Origin of the sequence: Glycomyces sp. NPDC046736, assembly GCF_040645615.1 — a bacterium.
Classification (GTDB): Bacteria; Actinomycetota; Actinomycetes; order Mycobacteriales; family Micromonosporaceae; genus Glycomyces.
Window position 1 is genome coordinate 210,224 of the sequence record NZ_JBEYYO010000002.1, and the last position, 14,296, is coordinate 224,519.

A 14,296-nucleotide genomic window follows, 5' to 3' on the forward strand; every position below is an offset into this window, starting at 1 on the left:
GGGCCGCGAGGCCCACCGTCGCGGGAATGCCGCCTCACCGTCGACCACGAACGTTATCCGAAAGGAAGCCATCCAACATGGCGAAGATGATCGCATTCGACGAGGAGGCTCGCCGCGGGCTCGAACGAGGCATGAACACCCTCGCCGAAGCCGTCAAGGTGACCCTCGGCCCGAAGGGCCGCAACGTGGTGCTCGACAAGAAGTGGGGCGCCCCCACGATCACCAACGACGGTGTCTCCGTCGCCAAGGAGATCGAGCTCGAAGACCCGTACGAGCGCATCGGCGCCGAGCTGGTCAAGGAGGTCGCCAAGAAGACCGACGACGTCGCCGGTGACGGCACCACCACCGCGACCGTGCTCGCTCAGGCCCTGGTCAAGGAAGGCCTCCGCGCCGTCGCCGCGGGCGCCAACCCGATCGCCATCAAGAAGGGCATCGAGAAGGCCGTCGCGGCCGTCGTCGAGCACCTCCAGTCCACCTCCACCGAGGTCGAGACCGAAGAGCAGATCGCCAGCACCGCTTCGATCTCCGCCGGTGACACCACCGTCGGCGCCATCATCGCCGAGGCGATGGAGAAGGTCGGCAAGGAAGGCGTCATCACCGTCGAGGAGTCGAACACCTTCGGCCTCGACCTGGAGCTCACCGAGGGCATGCGCTTCGACAAGGGCTACCTGTCCGGTTACTTCGTGACCGACCAGGACCGCATGGAGGCCGTGCTCGAAGAGCCGTACATCCTCGTCGCGAACCAGAAGATCTCCGCGGTCAAGGACCTCCTGCCCACGCTGGAGAAGGTCACCCAGACCGGCAAGCCGCTCCTGATCATCGCCGAGGACGTGGACGGCGAAGCCCTCCCGACCCTCGTGGTGAACAAGATCCGCGGCATCTTCAAGTCGGCCGCCGTCAAGGCCCCCGGCTTCGGCGACCGCCGCAAGGCCATGCTCGGCGACATCGCGATCCTCACCGGCGGCCAGGTCATCTCCGAGGAGATCGGCCTCAAGCTGGAGAACACCGACCTGTCGCTCCTGGGCCAGGCCCGCAAGGTCGTCATCACCAAGGACGACACCATCATCGTCGACGGCGGCGGCGAGGAAGAGGCGATCCAGGGCCGGATCAACCAGATCCGCGCCGAGATCGACAACTCCGATTCCGACTACGACCGCGAGAAGCTCCAGGAGCGCCTCGCGCGCCTGGCCGGCGGCGTGGCCGTGATCAAGGTCGGCGCTGCCACCGAGGTCGAGCTCAAGGAGCGCAAGCACCGCGTCGAAGACGCCGTGCGCAACGCCAAGGCCGCGGTCGAAGAGGGCATCCTCGCCGGTGGCGGCACCGCGCTGGCGCAGGCCGGCGCGATCGCGTTCGACAAGATCGAGGCCGAGGGCGACGAGGCCACCGGTGTGGAGATCGTGCGCCGCTCGCTCGGTGCGCCGCTGCGCGCCATCGCCGAGAACGCCGGCCTCGAAGGCGGCGTCGTGGTGGAGAAGGTCCGCGACCTGCCTACCGGTCAGGGCCTCAACGCCGCGACCGGCGAGTACGTGGACATGCTGGCCGCCGGCATCCCCGACCCGACCAAGGTCACCCGCTCGGCGCTCCAGAACGCCGCGTCGATCGCCGCCCTGTTCCTGACCACCGAGGCCGTCGTCGCCGACGCCCCGGAGAAGGAAGGCGCCGCCCCCGCCGGCGGCGGCATGGGCGACATGGGCGGCATGATGTAAGCAGCCCTTCGGGGTTCGCACACCAGCCGCTCGCGTCGGATTTTCCATCCGATCGAGTACTGCGAGGGAGGACCGCTCACGGTAGAGTGAGTGGTTCTCCCTTTCTCTGTACTGGCTTCAGTGCAGACGGCGCAAGCCACTGCGTAGCGGCATACCGTCCTCTCCAAGGACGGTATGCCGCATCCGCTTCGGCCCCAACCGAATTCTGAGATCTTCCCCGGCGGGGCGCCCCAGGCTACCCTGGTGCCGTGCCCCCCACGCCCCGCCGCGCCATCCCCCTGAGGCCGCGCCCCGAGCGCAGGCTCCCGATGCTCGCGTTCATGACCTGCGTCCTCGCCGCGCTCACGCTGAGCTGCTATCTTGGCGGGCTCGCGATCGACGCCCGTGTGGCCCAACCGGAGTCGTTCCCCGCCCTCGCCGAGGCCGAGCCGCCCGCCTACCGGTCGGACGGGCCCAGGCTGCTGGTCTGCACCGAGGACGCCACGGTGTTCACCGAGCGCAACGAGGGCGTGAACTACAACGACCGCATCGCGAACGAGCGCACCTACGAGGACTGCCTCGCCGAAGGGCACCGCGACCTCGCCTCCGCCGTCGCCGCAGCAGAACCCGGCACCAACATCGCGGTCCTGCCCGGCCGGTACACAGTGGACGAGACGATCCTGGTCGAGACCGCCGACCTCCAGATCGAAGGCCTGGGCGACAGCCCCGACGACGTCCAGATCACCGCCCGCTTCAACGCCGACTTCGTGCTCAACGGCTACGCCACGACCGGGCTCTACCTCAAGGGCATCGCGTTCGGGCAGGCCGGCGTGGCCGCGCTGCGCCTCGCGGGCGTCCAAGGGGCCGCCCTCGACACCGTGTCCGCCTTCCAGAGCGAAGACTCGGGGCTTCTCGTGGAAGACTCGATCGGCGTGGCCCTCAACGCATGCCGCGCCACCCAGGCCGACGGCGCGGGCATCCGCATCGCGTTCGCGCAGGCCGAGATCACCGGCTGCGAGGCCACCGGCAACAGCGTCGGCCTGGAGATCACCGGCGACAACGTCAACGCCGTGGCCACCGCGAACCGCCTGCACGGCAACGCGACCGGCCTGGTGGTGGCCGACACCGGCACCAACGCCGAGATCACCGCCGCCGACAATCTCCTGTACGGCAACAACGCCGAGTACGACCGCACCGCCGCGTGCGGAGCCGAACCGGCCAAACGCGACTGGGGCTCGGGCGTCCGCTGCCCGGACACCGTCTACCCCAGCGGCATCGGGCTCCTCGTCGCCGGAGCCACCGACACCACCGCGACCGGCAACCGGATCTGGAACCAGCAGACCGCCGCCATCGCCACCTGGGGCGCGCCCGGCCAGGCCACCGGCCTCGGCGGCGACCGCAACGCCTTCACCGACAACATCTTCGGCATCCGCGAGGACAACCAGCGCGAACGCAACCGGCTCGACCTGTGGTGGGACGGGGTGGGCGTCGACAACTGCTTCGACGAGCCGCAGGCCCACCGCACCGCGCCCTCGGTGCTTCCCGGCTGCGACTCGGGGGTCTCGCGCGCGTTCGGTGACCCGCTGCGCACCCTGAAGGTCTGGCAGTGCGGGATCGGCGGCACCGAGGTCCCCGAGGGCTGCGACTGGTACGGCGCGCAGTTCACCTCCCGCATCGAATTCCAAGCCGCCGTGGTCTTCGCCGCCGCGCTGCTGTTCCTCACCGGCGCAGGCTGGCTCGGCGCCGCGCGCTCGCCGAATCCGCCCAGGGCCGGGCAGATGACGTTCTCCGCGTTGGGGACCGGCGCGGGCGTCATGCTGTTCGTGCTCGCCGTGTGGTCGGGCCGCGCCGACTACGAGGCGCTCGCGATCAGTATGTGGGGCTTCGGCTGGCTCCTGGCGGGCCGCTCCTGGTACCGCTGCGGCGCCCGCGTCTTCGGCTCGTTCACCGCGATGATCGGACTGGCGGCGCTGCTGGACGCCTTCGACCGCGGCGTCCGCTCCCTCGTGATCATGCCCGTCTCGCCCGCGTGGATCTGGCTCGCGATGCTGCCTATATGGACACTCGTGGTGCTCGGCGTCGCGTTCGGTCCCCGTCGGCGGGAACACGAACCGGCTCCGGTGGAGCGCACGCCGGTCACCGCGCGTGCGAGCGACAGCTTCGACTGGTAGCGGCCGATCGCGTACTGTAGCCACATGACTTGGACGTGGAAGCTCGAAGACGCCGACGGCAACGCCATCGAGGCCCCCGACAGCGACCTGACCAGCCAGGGCGACGCCGAATCGTGGGTCGGCGAGCGCTGGCGGGAGTTCGCCGACCAAGGCGTGGCCGTGGTCGAGCTCCAGGAGGATGGCCGCACCGTCTACCGCATGGACCTCGCGCCGCCTGAGGAGTAGTCCCGCGCCACGAGAGTCGCCGGTCGCCTGCCGCGCGTAATAAGCTGGGGCGCGTGACCGACTCTGGTTCCCTCACTCTGACCGCGACCCGCGCCCGCGCCGGTCTCGACGCGCGGCGCGGCATCGTGCGCCTTCACGCCGAAGCGCTCACGGCCCTGGGGCTGCGCCCCGGGGACGCCGTGGCGCTCACCGGGCGGCGCACCACGACCGCCATCGCGCTGACCGCCGACCGGTACGCCTCCCGCAAGGCGCTGTACGCCGACGACCTGACGCTGGGCAACATCGGTGCGCGCGACGGCGATCCGGTGATGATCGTCCCGGCGCCCCTGGCCGCCGCCGAGCGCGTGGTGCTCTCGGGCCCGGCCTCGGCGGTGGCCGTGGTCGACCCGGACACGCTGCGGCTGGCGATGCTCTCGAAGGTCGTGGGGGAGGGCGACGACGTGTCGCTGCTGCCGATCGAGCTGGGGGACGCGCAGCGCGAGGCCGTCGCGGCCACGCGGCGCACGCTCAACAACACGCTCGGGTTGGGTTGGACCACGATGGTGCTCAACGTGGTCGGCTCGGACCCGAAGACCGGGGCGATGATCACCTCCGACACGCGGGTCGAGTGGGAGAACGACGCCCCGGCCGCGATCGACGTGCCGCTCGCGTCGGGCCAGGTCGCGAACCTGCGCCGCGCGCCCGCTCCGGTCGTCTCCGGCGGCTCGGCGAGTGTTGCCGAGGCCCGCGTGGCGCGCGCCGAGGCCGTCGCGCCCCGGGCCGAGGCCCAGCCCGCGACTGCCGCGGCGATCCCCTACGACGAGCTCGCCGGGGCCAAGATCCCCGCCGAGGAGCTGCGCGAACTGCTCGACCTCGGCTTCAACCACCGCGAGGTCCTCAAGGTCGTGGGCACCGACATGGCGCTCGGGGTGCTCGTCTCGGGCCCCTCGGGCGCGGGCAAGGCCACGGTGGTGCGCTCGGTGGCTGAGGCCGTCGGCGCGGGCGTCAGCGAAGTCTCCGGCACCGATCTGGCCGCGCTGGAGGCGAACGCGGCGGCCGACCGGCTGCGCGCGGCCGTCGCGGCCCTGACCGTGCCCGGGGTGCTGCTCGTGCGCGGGGTCGAGCACCTGGCCCCGGCCGGGAAGCGAACCCCGTTGGGCACCATGTTCACTCAGTTGATCGACGAGATCCTGTCCGAGCCCGGCGAGCACGCGGTGGTATGCACGACCGCGCGGATCGAGGACGTGGACGCCACGCTGCGCGGCAAGCTCGAACACGAGGTCGTGGTGCCGATGCCCGACGCCGACGCGCGAAGGGACCTGCTGGTGTACTTCACGCGCGGCATGAAGGTCGCCGAGGAGGTCAAGTTGGAGAAGGTCGCGCACCGCGCGCCCGGCTACGTGGCCTCCGACTTGGCCGTGATGGTCCGCGAGGCCGGGGTGCGGGCGGCCATGCGCGCCAAGGCGGGCGGGGCCACCGCGCTGCAACCGTCCGATTTCGACGGTGCGCTCGAATCGGTGCGGCCCACCAGCATGTCCGGCGACTCGGTCGAACTCGGCGGGCTCACGCTCGACGACGTGGGCGGCATGGAGGACCTCAAGCAGACGCTCACCGAGACGGTGCTGTGGCCGCTGACCTACCCGGACGCGTTCACGCGCCTCGGGATCGAGGCCCCGAGAGGCATCCTCCTCTATGGACCTCCCGGGTGCGGCAAGACCTACATCGTGCGCGCCGTCGCCGGTGAAGGCCACGCGAACGTGTTGAGCGTCAAAGGTTCCGAACTGCTCAACAAGTGGGTCGGCGAGTCGGAGAAGAACGTGCGGGAGCTGTTCCGCCGCGCCCGCCAGGCCAGCCCGACGCTCATGTTCTTCGACGAGCTTGACGCGCTCGCCCCCGTGCGCGGCGGCGGCACCGACGGCGGCACGGCCGACCGGGTGGTGGCCGCGCTGCTCACCGAGCTCGACGGGGCCGAGTCCCTGCGCGACGTCGTGGTCGTGGGGGCCACGAACCGGCCCGACATGATCGACCCGGCGCTGCTGCGCCCCGGCCGCTTGGAGCGCCTCGTCTACGTCCCCCCGCCCGACGCCCACGGCCGCGCGGACATCCTGCGCGCCAACGCGAAGAACGTCCCCTTCGCCGACGACGTGGACCTCGACGAGGTCGCCGACGAGCTGTGGCTCTACTCGGCCGCCGACTGCGCCGCGCTCGTGCGCGAGGCCGCCCTGACGGCGATGCGCGAGTCGCTCGAAGCCAGCGTGGTCACCGCCTCGCATGTGGCCCAGGCGATCGAGCGAGTTCGCCCGAGCCTGGACCCCGAGCAGCTGGAATACCTGGAGAACTACGCCCAGAACCGCGAGGGCTGACCGCTCACGCGAGCTTCTTCTGGAAGACCTGCTCCATGCCCGCGAGCCGGTAGCCGACGGCCTCGTTGATGGCGATCATGTGCTCGTTGGCGACCGCGTTCCCGGTCCACACGTACCGCATCTTCGGGCGCCATTTACGGATGCGCCGCTGGTTCTCGATCTTGAGGATCGTGCCGAGGCGGTGGCCGCGGAAGCGCGGATCGACGATCGTGTCGCCCTGGATGCAGTGCGTCTCGGAGCCGGCCTCGATGTGCACCTCGGTGAGCCCGGCGATCTCGCCGGTGGCCTTCTCGCGCGCGGCGACCTGGAGGCAGAGGATGCCGCGCTGGCCGCGGCGCCGGTCCCAGTCGAGGAGCCGCTGCGGGGTGATGGCGGCTTCCTGGAGGTCCCAGTCGCCCAGGGGCATGTCGGTGTACATGCGCGAGTGGAGGTAGGCCACTCCTTCGATGAGGTCGGCCGGAGGCGCGCCGATGAAGGCCACGGTCTCGAAGCCCTCGGCCCGCTTCCAGGCGTCGTCCCGCAGCCGGTCGAGCTCGGCCTCGTCGACCGCGTCCAGGTCGCAGCGGCGGATCGCGGTGTCCAGGCTCCGTTTGAAGCCCTTGGCGACCAGGAGTGAGGCGGCGTCGCCGCGCACCTCGGGGGAGGACTCGTGGGGCACGGGGACCCAGGAGGAGACGGTTTCGCGGCCTTCCTCGGCGGCGCGTTCCTCGAGGTGGCGAAGGAGGGCCGAGCCGACGCCGCGGCGGCGCTCGTCGGGGTGGACGGCGAGCCAGAACCCGGCCATGTGGGTGTTGTCCTCGTCGGTCAGGTTGAGGTCGAGGATGCCGAGGACCTTCCCGTCGCAGACCGCGGCCCAGTGCTCGTTGCGGCCCGCGGCGTCGGCGGTGATCAGCCCGGTGAGCGGGTAGACGGGGGTCCAAGGCCTGAGTCCGGTGAAGTCGTGGGCGTCGACGGCGGCCTGGAGGGCCACCCAGGACTGGACGAGGGCGTGGTCGGCGGGGTTCACCCGGACGATGTCGTAATGCGTCATGGGCAGAGTCTGGCCGAGACCTGTGGCACAGGCAAGTCCATTCGGTGGATCGCGAAGGGACACCGAAGGGGCGCAAGGGTTTGGAGAGGCCGCGTCAGGGTACGCGAGCGAAGAGGAGACACCCGCATTGGGGAAGATTGGTCGGGAGACCGCAATCCCTGACACCGGCTGGCGCTGCTCGACACGTTCTAGCCCCAGGACTCGCAGTCAACCGGGTGAGTGGCGACAGGACTACTGCGGCCTCCCGCAAGAAGAATTCTTGCTCATTCACTGAATAGGGTCAAGACCCGAACTTCGCTTCTTTTTGTCGGGTACCCGACACAAGCCTTCACAACGGTCACACAGAGTGATAATTTCGGGAGCTCGGCAAGCGCTCTACAAGGAACCCTTCCCGAACTCCCGGTCCACTCAGGATTCCAGAATTCCGGCCTCTTTCGCGGCCTTCAACGAAGGCTTCACCGTGTGCGTGGGCCCGACCAGCGACGACACCGCGTCCAAAGTCTTCAGGCCTTCACCGGTGTTGTAAATGACGGTTTCGGCCTCCGGGTCGAGCTGCCCGGATTCGAGGAGCTTACGCAGCGTAGCCACGACCACCCCGCCGGCCGTTTCAGCGAACACGCCGGTGGTCGAGGCGAGCAACCGAACGCCTTCGCGGATCTCATCATCCGAGACTTTGGCCATCCCGCCGCCGGTCGAGCGGCACGCTTCGATCGCGTAGGGCCCGGCGGCCGGGTCGCCGATGTTGAGGCTCTTGGCGATCCCGGTGGGCTTGACGGGGGTGATCACGTCGGTTCCGGCCGCATAAGCGTCGGCGATCGGGCTGCACCCGGCCGACTGCGCGCCGAAGACGCGGACCTTGCCCGGCTCGGTCAGGCCGATCTCGGCCGACTCCTCGAAGGCCTTGTGGATCTTGGTGAGCAGCTCGCCCGAGGCCATCGGGACCACGACCTGCTCGGGCAGGCGCCAGCCGAGCTGCTCGGCGACCTCGTAGCCGAGCGTCTTGGAGCCTTCGGCGTAGTAGGGGCGGATGTTGACGTTGACGAACGCGGTGGTCTCGAAGTCGTCGGTCTCGGTCAGCTCCGAGCACAGCCGGTTCACGTCGTCGTAGGACCCCTGCACGGCCACGAGCTGGCCGCCGTAGATCGCCGACTGGACGATCTTGCCCGGCTCCAGGTCGTGGGGGATGAACACGATCGAGGGCACCCCGGCGCGCGCGGCGTGCGCGGCCACGGAGTTGGCGAGGTTCCCGGTCGAGGCGCACGCGAAGCGGTCGAAGCCCAGCTTGATCGCGGCCGAGACCGCGGTGGAGACCACGCGGTCCTTGAAGGAGTGGGTGGGGTTGGCGCTGTCGTCCTTGACCCACAGCTTCCGCATGCCCAGGGCCTTGGCCAGGTGCTTCGCGTCGATGAGCGGGGTCAGGCCGGGGTCGAGGCTGACGCGGTCGGCGGGGTGGACGCCGACGGGCAGCAGCGGCGCGTAGCGCCAGATGTTCTGGGGACCGGCCTCGATCTGCTCGCGGGTGACCTTGGCGAGCGCGGCCTGGTCGTAGTCGACCTCAAGGGGACCGAAACACTGCCAACAGGCGTGCTGGGCGATCAGGTCGTAGGTGGCGTTGCAGTTGCGGCAGATCAGGCCCTTGGCCGGGCTGTCAGCGAACAGGGTATTGGACATACGAGAAGGCTCCTCCCTCATCTTCCCCGCGTCGGCGGGCCGGAATTGGCACCTGCCGCGCGCCGTGGCGCTCGGTGGTTGCCGCAGCTTCGCAGGGCCGGACCCCTCAGCTGCTCTGGATGAAGTACGAGCCGAATGCTACGGGTGTGTTGCGTGAAGCTGCAACCGGCATACCAACTTGCGAGACTGGTTCACAATCCTGGTGTTCCGATGGGTGAGGTGCGATCTCCCAGGTCAACGGCATACGCCACGCCTGGGCCGAACGGTCGTTGTCGGGGATCGGTCAGCGCCTACAGGGCCCGCTTGGTCGCGGCCCACACCGCCCGCGCGTCGGCCGTCCCGGCCACGTCGTGGACCCGCACGCCCCACGCGCCGGCCTCGAACGCCAGGATCGAGGTGGCCAGCGTGGCCGCCTCGCGCTGCCCGACCGGGCGCGGCTTGCCGCTCTCGTCCTCCAGGAGCTTCCCGAGGTAGGTCTTGCGCGAGGACGCGAACAGCAGCGGATACCCCAGCGCCACGAACTCGTGCAGGTGCGCCGAGAGCCGCCAGTTGTGCTCGGCGGTCTTGGCGAAGCCGATCCCGGGGTCGAGGATGAGGTTGTCGCGGTCCACACCGGAGTCGAGCGCGGCCTCGACGCGGTCCTCCAGTTCGGCCTTGACGTCGGCGACCACGTTGTCGTAGTGGGCGAGCCGCTGCATGTCGGCCGAGTGGCCCCGCCAGTGCATGAGGATCCAGCGCACGCCCGTGTCGGCCACGACCCGCGCCATGTCCGGGTCGGCCAGGCCGCCGGAGACGTCGTTGACGACACTCGCGCCTGCCTCGATCGCCGCCGCCGCGACGGCCGCGCGGGTGGTGTCGATCGAGACCGTCAGGCCCCGTTCGGCCAGCGCCGCGATCGCGTCGACCACGCGGGCGGTCTCGGTGGCCGCGTCCACGCGCTCGGCTCCGGGCCGGGTGGACTCGCCGCCCACGTCCACGATGTCCGCGCCCTCGGCGGCCATCTGCGCGCCGTGGGCCACCGCGTCGCCGAAGTCGAGGTAGCGCCCGCCGTCGGAGAACGAGTCGGGGGTGATGTTGAGGATGCCGATGATCGTCGGCAGGGCCGGGCCCGGTGCGGCGCTTGCTTGCGGCTCAGTCACGGCATCGACGTTACCCGCGCCGGGCGCGTGAAGCCCTCGCATCAAGCGAGGCGCGTGAGGTCCAGCACGTGCCACACGAGCAGTTCCCCGGTCCCGGTGGACCACCACAGGCTCCGCGCGTCCGCGCCGGTCCCGCTAGCGGTGGAGGCCACCAGGAACGCTTCGCCCGCTTCGAGGTCGAACAGGGTCACGCGCAGGCCCTCGCCGACGGCGCTGACGCTCTCCGAGAGAGGCTCGAACCGGTCGATGAGGCCCACGTCGGGAGAGACGGCCGAGGTGAACCCTTCGGCCACGGTGACGCGCCCGGTCCCGTCTGGACGGACGAGGTCGATACGGGACCCATCGGCGGCGGTCACCACGAGACGGCACCAGGTGGCCGAGCACAAGGTCAGCTCGTCCTCGCCGGCGAAGACCTTGACGCCCGCGCCGGTGTCGCCGCGCACGAGCTGCGCGCCGCCGAGCGAGTCGGAGCCGGCGCTGGCGAGCCAGGGCCACGCGGCGGCCTGCCAGGACCCGCCGAGCTCGTCGACGGCGACCTCGCCGCCCCCGACCGGCACGGACCGGTGCTCGGTGACGCGGGTTTCACTGCGCGCCATGCTGAGCCAGTGGAGGCCTTCGGCGGCGAACTGGAGGTCGTAGGCGCTGCCGGAGGCGATCACGTCGCCGGTGTCGGCGGTGAGCAGCTCCCCGGGGCCGGGCCTGCCGTCCTCGCCGCGCGGGGCCGTCCACAGCTGGGAGGCGACGCGGCCCTGCTCGTCGGGGATCGAGACGATCCACGCGAGACGGTCGTCGGTGGCCGCCGCGGCGATCACCCCGGGCACGGCGCCCGGTTCGGCCACTGTGGTCGCGGTGGCCTCCCCTAGGGCGTCGCGTTCGAGGTAGAGCAGCGCGCCGGTTTCGTCGGTGCCCAGAGCGGCGTCGGTCTTCGGGTCGTCCTCGTCGAGGAACGCCAGCGGCGTCCACGCCCGGCCCTCGACCAGGCCGGGCCAGTCGACCGGTTCGGTGTCCCAGTTGGCCCACACCGTGGGGGTGGTGTCGGGCGCGACGGTTTCGGTCTCGGGGCGGTCGGGGGAGGGCCAGACCAGCCACGCGAGGGCGAGCGCGGCCGTGCCGACGAGGGTGAGCCGCTGCGCGGTGTCCATCGGCCGCTTCGTTTCCGCCGCCGTCGCGGCCGGGTCGATCAGGTCAGCTCCGGCGGTGTCAGTCGCGTTCGCGGGACTTGTACAGGTACAGCAGTCCCGCGCCGACCCCGGCGGCGGCCGCGGTGGGCAGCGCCAGTTTGGCCGCGCGGCGGCCGCGTCGGTAGTCCAGGACCGGCCAGCCGTAGTGGCGGGCTTGGCGGGCCAGGCGCGCGTCCGGGTTGACCGCGATCGCGCGTCCGACCTTCCGCAGCATCGGCAGGTCGTTCGCCGAGTCGGAGTAGGCGGTGCACTGCTCCAAGTCGAGGCCCCGCTCGGCCGCGAGCTGGGCGATGCCGTCGGCCTTCGCGGGGCCGTGCATGAGGTCGCCGACGAGGCGGCCGGTGTAGCAGCCGTCCTCGACTTCGGCGATGGTGCCGAGCGCGCCGGTCAGGCCCAGGCGCGAGGCGAGGATGCCGGCGAGTTCGACGGGGCTGGCGGTCACCAGCCACACCTCCTGCTCGGCCTCCAGGTGCCGTTCGGCGAGCCGCCGGACGGGCGCGAGGATGCGCGGGGAGATGTCGCGGTCGACGACCTCTTCGCACAGGGCCCGCATCTCGGCGACGGGGAACCCGGCGACCAGTTCGAGCGCGGAGCTCTTGATGGAGGAGATGTGGCCGTGGTTCTCGGCCCCGAATTTGAAGCGGGCCTGCTTCCACGCGTAGTTGAGGATGTCGCGCGCCGAGAGCACGCCGTGCTTGGCGAGCGCGCGGGCGAGCCAGTAGGTGGACGCGCCGTGCATCAGGGTGTTGTCGACGTCGAAGAAGGCGGCGGAGGGAATGTGGGCGTTGTCCTCGTCGACCAACGGCTCGACGACGACGGAGTGGGCACGGGCGCTGCCGCCAGACCGCGCCGGTTGTGGACGGGGTGTGGCGGAGGCAATGTAGGAAGCCTCGATCTCAGACACCCTAAAAGCCTACAAGCCTCAGGCAGACGCCCTGTAACGCCAGGACGCGAGCCCGGTGAATTTCCAGTGTGGCCCCAGTTACGCCCAAAAGCCCCCTTCGCCCCGCAGGCGAAGGTTCCCCAGGTGGCCGAGCGGAGAGCGGAGCGGAGGGCGAGGCGACGAGCGGCGGGCGGCGGCGAACGCGGGGGCGACAGAGGAGCGGGCGGAATAGGGCGCCGGAGGGAAGCGGGGCGTGGAGACTGGCGGGCGGTGAACGCGCGGGGCGGCGGGGCAGCGGACGAACGAGGCGCTGGAGGCGGGCGGCCGAGGCGGCGAGCCGAAGCGGGGGCGCGGCGGAGAGATCGTGGCGTCCGTGCGGGCGGCGGGCGTGCGAGACGAAGCGCCGGAGGCGGGCGTGCGAGTGGCGAGCCGAGGCGGCGGCGAAAGAAACGGCGGGGCGGCCGCTCAGAGGCGGCGATGGCGTGGCGAAACGAGGCGCGGGAGGCGGGCAGCCGAAACGGGGGCGGCGGGTGAGTGGTGATCCGAGGCGGCGCGGCCGGGCGTTCGCTTCGGCGCGGCGTTCGCGCGGTGCATCGCCTCGGGCGGGACAGGGCGACGGGCCGGGGGTGTTGGGGGCCCCGGCCCGTGTTCCGCACCTTTTTCTTCTGCTCAGTTGAAGAGGTCGGAGATGACTCCGGTGAGTTCGCCGAGGACGCCGCCGTTCTGGGGGGCCTCGGTGGTCGGGTCCTCCGTCGTGGCCGGGCTCGTCGCGCCGCCCGAGGTGGGCGCGGACGGCGGGGCGTTCGTCGCCGTCGCGTCGCTTCCGGTCGGCTCGGTTTCCGGCTGCTCGGCCTGGGTGCTCTCGCCTCCGTCGCCGCCGCCTTCTTCGGTGCTGCCGGTGCTCTGGCTCTCGCCCGAGCCGCCCGGCTCCGCCGGAGTGGTGGAGTCGACCGAGTTCTGCGAGCACGTGCCCGGGATCGGACCCAGTTCGTCACTGGCCCCGCCCGACTTGGTGCAGTCCAGCGCCTCGCGCAGCTCGACCGAGCGCAGCGCCGCGGCTTCGAGCACCGCCGCGAGCTCCTCGCCGGATTCGAGGCCTTCGCCGCCCATGCCGGTGAGCATGTCGTCGAGCACCCATCGGTGCTCGTTGGCGAAGTTGTCCACATAGTCCAGCGGCGACGGGTCGCCGTTCTCGACCGCGAGCTCGCCGAGCAGCGCGGTGCCGCTGCGCAGCTCCGAGGCCGCGTCGTCGAGCGCGCTGGCGACCGCTTCGTCGTCATGGGCGACCGCGGCGGCCTCCTGGATCCGGGTGCGCGCGAACTCCAGGTAGAGCTGCGCCTTCCCCAGGTCGTTCCCGGCCAGCGCCAACTGCGCCCGCTCGGTGGACCGCTTGACGTTGTACAGCGTCTCGCCCGGCAGCGCGTCACCCGAGGCCGCGGAGACCCCCGAGACGGCGACGGTACCGGTGAGCAGCGCGGCGACGATGGCGAGACGGCGGCCGCCGCGCGGGCGCTTGGGGAACATGTCCTCCAGCACCGGCGGTCTTCGCGTCTGCGGCACGGAGGCGCTGGCGCGGTGCCGGGCGGTGACGCCGATGCCCTCGTCGGTGGCGACGGCCATGAGCCGCCTTCTGGTCGCGTCGTGCCACTGCTGCGACGGCCTGCCGACCGTTGCGAGCTGTCGGCCCAGTTCGTCGAGCCGGTCGGCGACGCCGACGAGTTCGGCGAGCGCTTCGCCCGACGCGCCCGGCGGTTCAGCGCCGTGGCGTAGGTGAGGGAGGGTGGGTTCGTCGAAGTCAAGCAGACGTGCGAATTCCTCCGCGCGTCGGCGCTCCATCGGGTTCAAGTTCACCGGGCACACCCCCTCTCACTGCATGGATCCTGCTCCTGTACTGAGAACAACGCACGAGTAGCCCCTGAGGTTACGGTTCGCCGCGAACCTTGCGATGCGGACACTTCGGCCGCTTCTC

General features: G+C 71.0%; 10 protein-coding genes and 1 riboswitch. Of the genes, 4 read left to right on the forward strand and 6 right to left on the reverse strand.

Annotated elements, in window-relative coordinates:
• Positions 1-77: 77 nt before the first annotated feature.
• The 4 genes from groL to AB0B28_RS02905 all read left to right on the forward strand — a co-directional run bounded on the left by groL (position 78) and on the right by AB0B28_RS02905 (position 6,423).
• Positions 78-1,706, forward strand: a complete 1,629-nt coding sequence (gene groL / locus AB0B28_RS02890; protein WP_360115458.1) for a chaperonin GroEL — start codon at positions 78-80, stop codon at positions 1,704-1,706.
• A 248-nt stretch (positions 1,707-1,954) separates the two neighbouring features.
• The gene (locus tag AB0B28_RS02895) at positions 1,955-3,856 is read left to right on the forward strand and encodes a NosD domain-containing protein (RefSeq protein ID WP_360115461.1); all 1,902 of its coding nucleotides are present in this window, start codon (positions 1,955-1,957) and stop codon (positions 3,854-3,856) included.
• Between the two features lie 24 nt (positions 3,857-3,880).
• Positions 3,881-4,081, forward strand: a complete 201-nt coding sequence (locus tag AB0B28_RS02900) for a hypothetical protein (protein ID WP_360115464.1) — start codon at positions 3,881-3,883, stop codon at positions 4,079-4,081.
• Between the two features lie 53 nt (positions 4,082-4,134).
• Positions 4,135-6,423: an AAA family ATPase gene (locus AB0B28_RS02905; RefSeq protein ID WP_360115467.1), complete on the forward strand. Its 2,289-nt coding sequence runs from the start codon at positions 4,135-4,137 to the stop codon at positions 6,421-6,423.
• Positions 6,424-6,427: 4 nt separating this feature from the next.
• On the opposite strand, the gene AB0B28_RS02910 is transcribed toward AB0B28_RS02905, so the two are convergent.
• The 6 genes from AB0B28_RS02910 to AB0B28_RS02935 form a co-directional block, all read right to left on the reverse strand.
• Entirely contained in the window at positions 6,428-7,453 is a 1,026-nt protein-coding gene (locus tag AB0B28_RS02910) for a GNAT family N-acetyltransferase (protein ID WP_360115470.1), read from the reverse strand.
• Between the two features lie 408 nt (positions 7,454-7,861).
• The gene (gene thrC, locus AB0B28_RS02915) at positions 7,862-9,124 is read right to left on the reverse strand and encodes a threonine synthase (RefSeq protein WP_360115473.1); all 1,263 of its coding nucleotides are present in this window, start codon (positions 9,122-9,124) and stop codon (positions 7,862-7,864) included.
• Between the two features lie 14 nt (positions 9,125-9,138).
• Positions 9,139-9,250: riboswitch (SAM riboswitch) on the reverse strand.
• 164 nt (positions 9,251-9,414) lie between these two features.
• The gene (gene folP / locus AB0B28_RS02920) at positions 9,415-10,263 is read right to left on the reverse strand and encodes a dihydropteroate synthase (RefSeq protein ID WP_360115476.1); all 849 of its coding nucleotides are present in this window, start codon (positions 10,261-10,263) and stop codon (positions 9,415-9,417) included.
• 41 nt (positions 10,264-10,304) lie between these two features.
• On the reverse strand, positions 10,305-11,405 hold the full coding sequence (locus tag AB0B28_RS02925) for a hypothetical protein (RefSeq protein WP_360115479.1): 1,101 nt from the start codon (positions 11,403-11,405) through the stop codon (positions 10,305-10,307).
• 58 nt (positions 11,406-11,463) lie between these two features.
• Complete coding sequence (locus AB0B28_RS02930) at positions 11,464-12,348, reverse strand: HAD-IB family hydrolase (protein ID WP_360115482.1); 885 nt, start codon at positions 12,346-12,348, stop codon at positions 11,464-11,466.
• Positions 12,349-12,996: 648 nt separating this feature from the next.
• Positions 12,997-14,163: a DUF5667 domain-containing protein gene (locus AB0B28_RS02935; RefSeq protein WP_360115485.1), complete on the reverse strand. Its 1,167-nt coding sequence runs from the start codon at positions 14,161-14,163 to the stop codon at positions 12,997-12,999.
• Positions 14,164-14,296 lie beyond the last annotated feature (133 nt).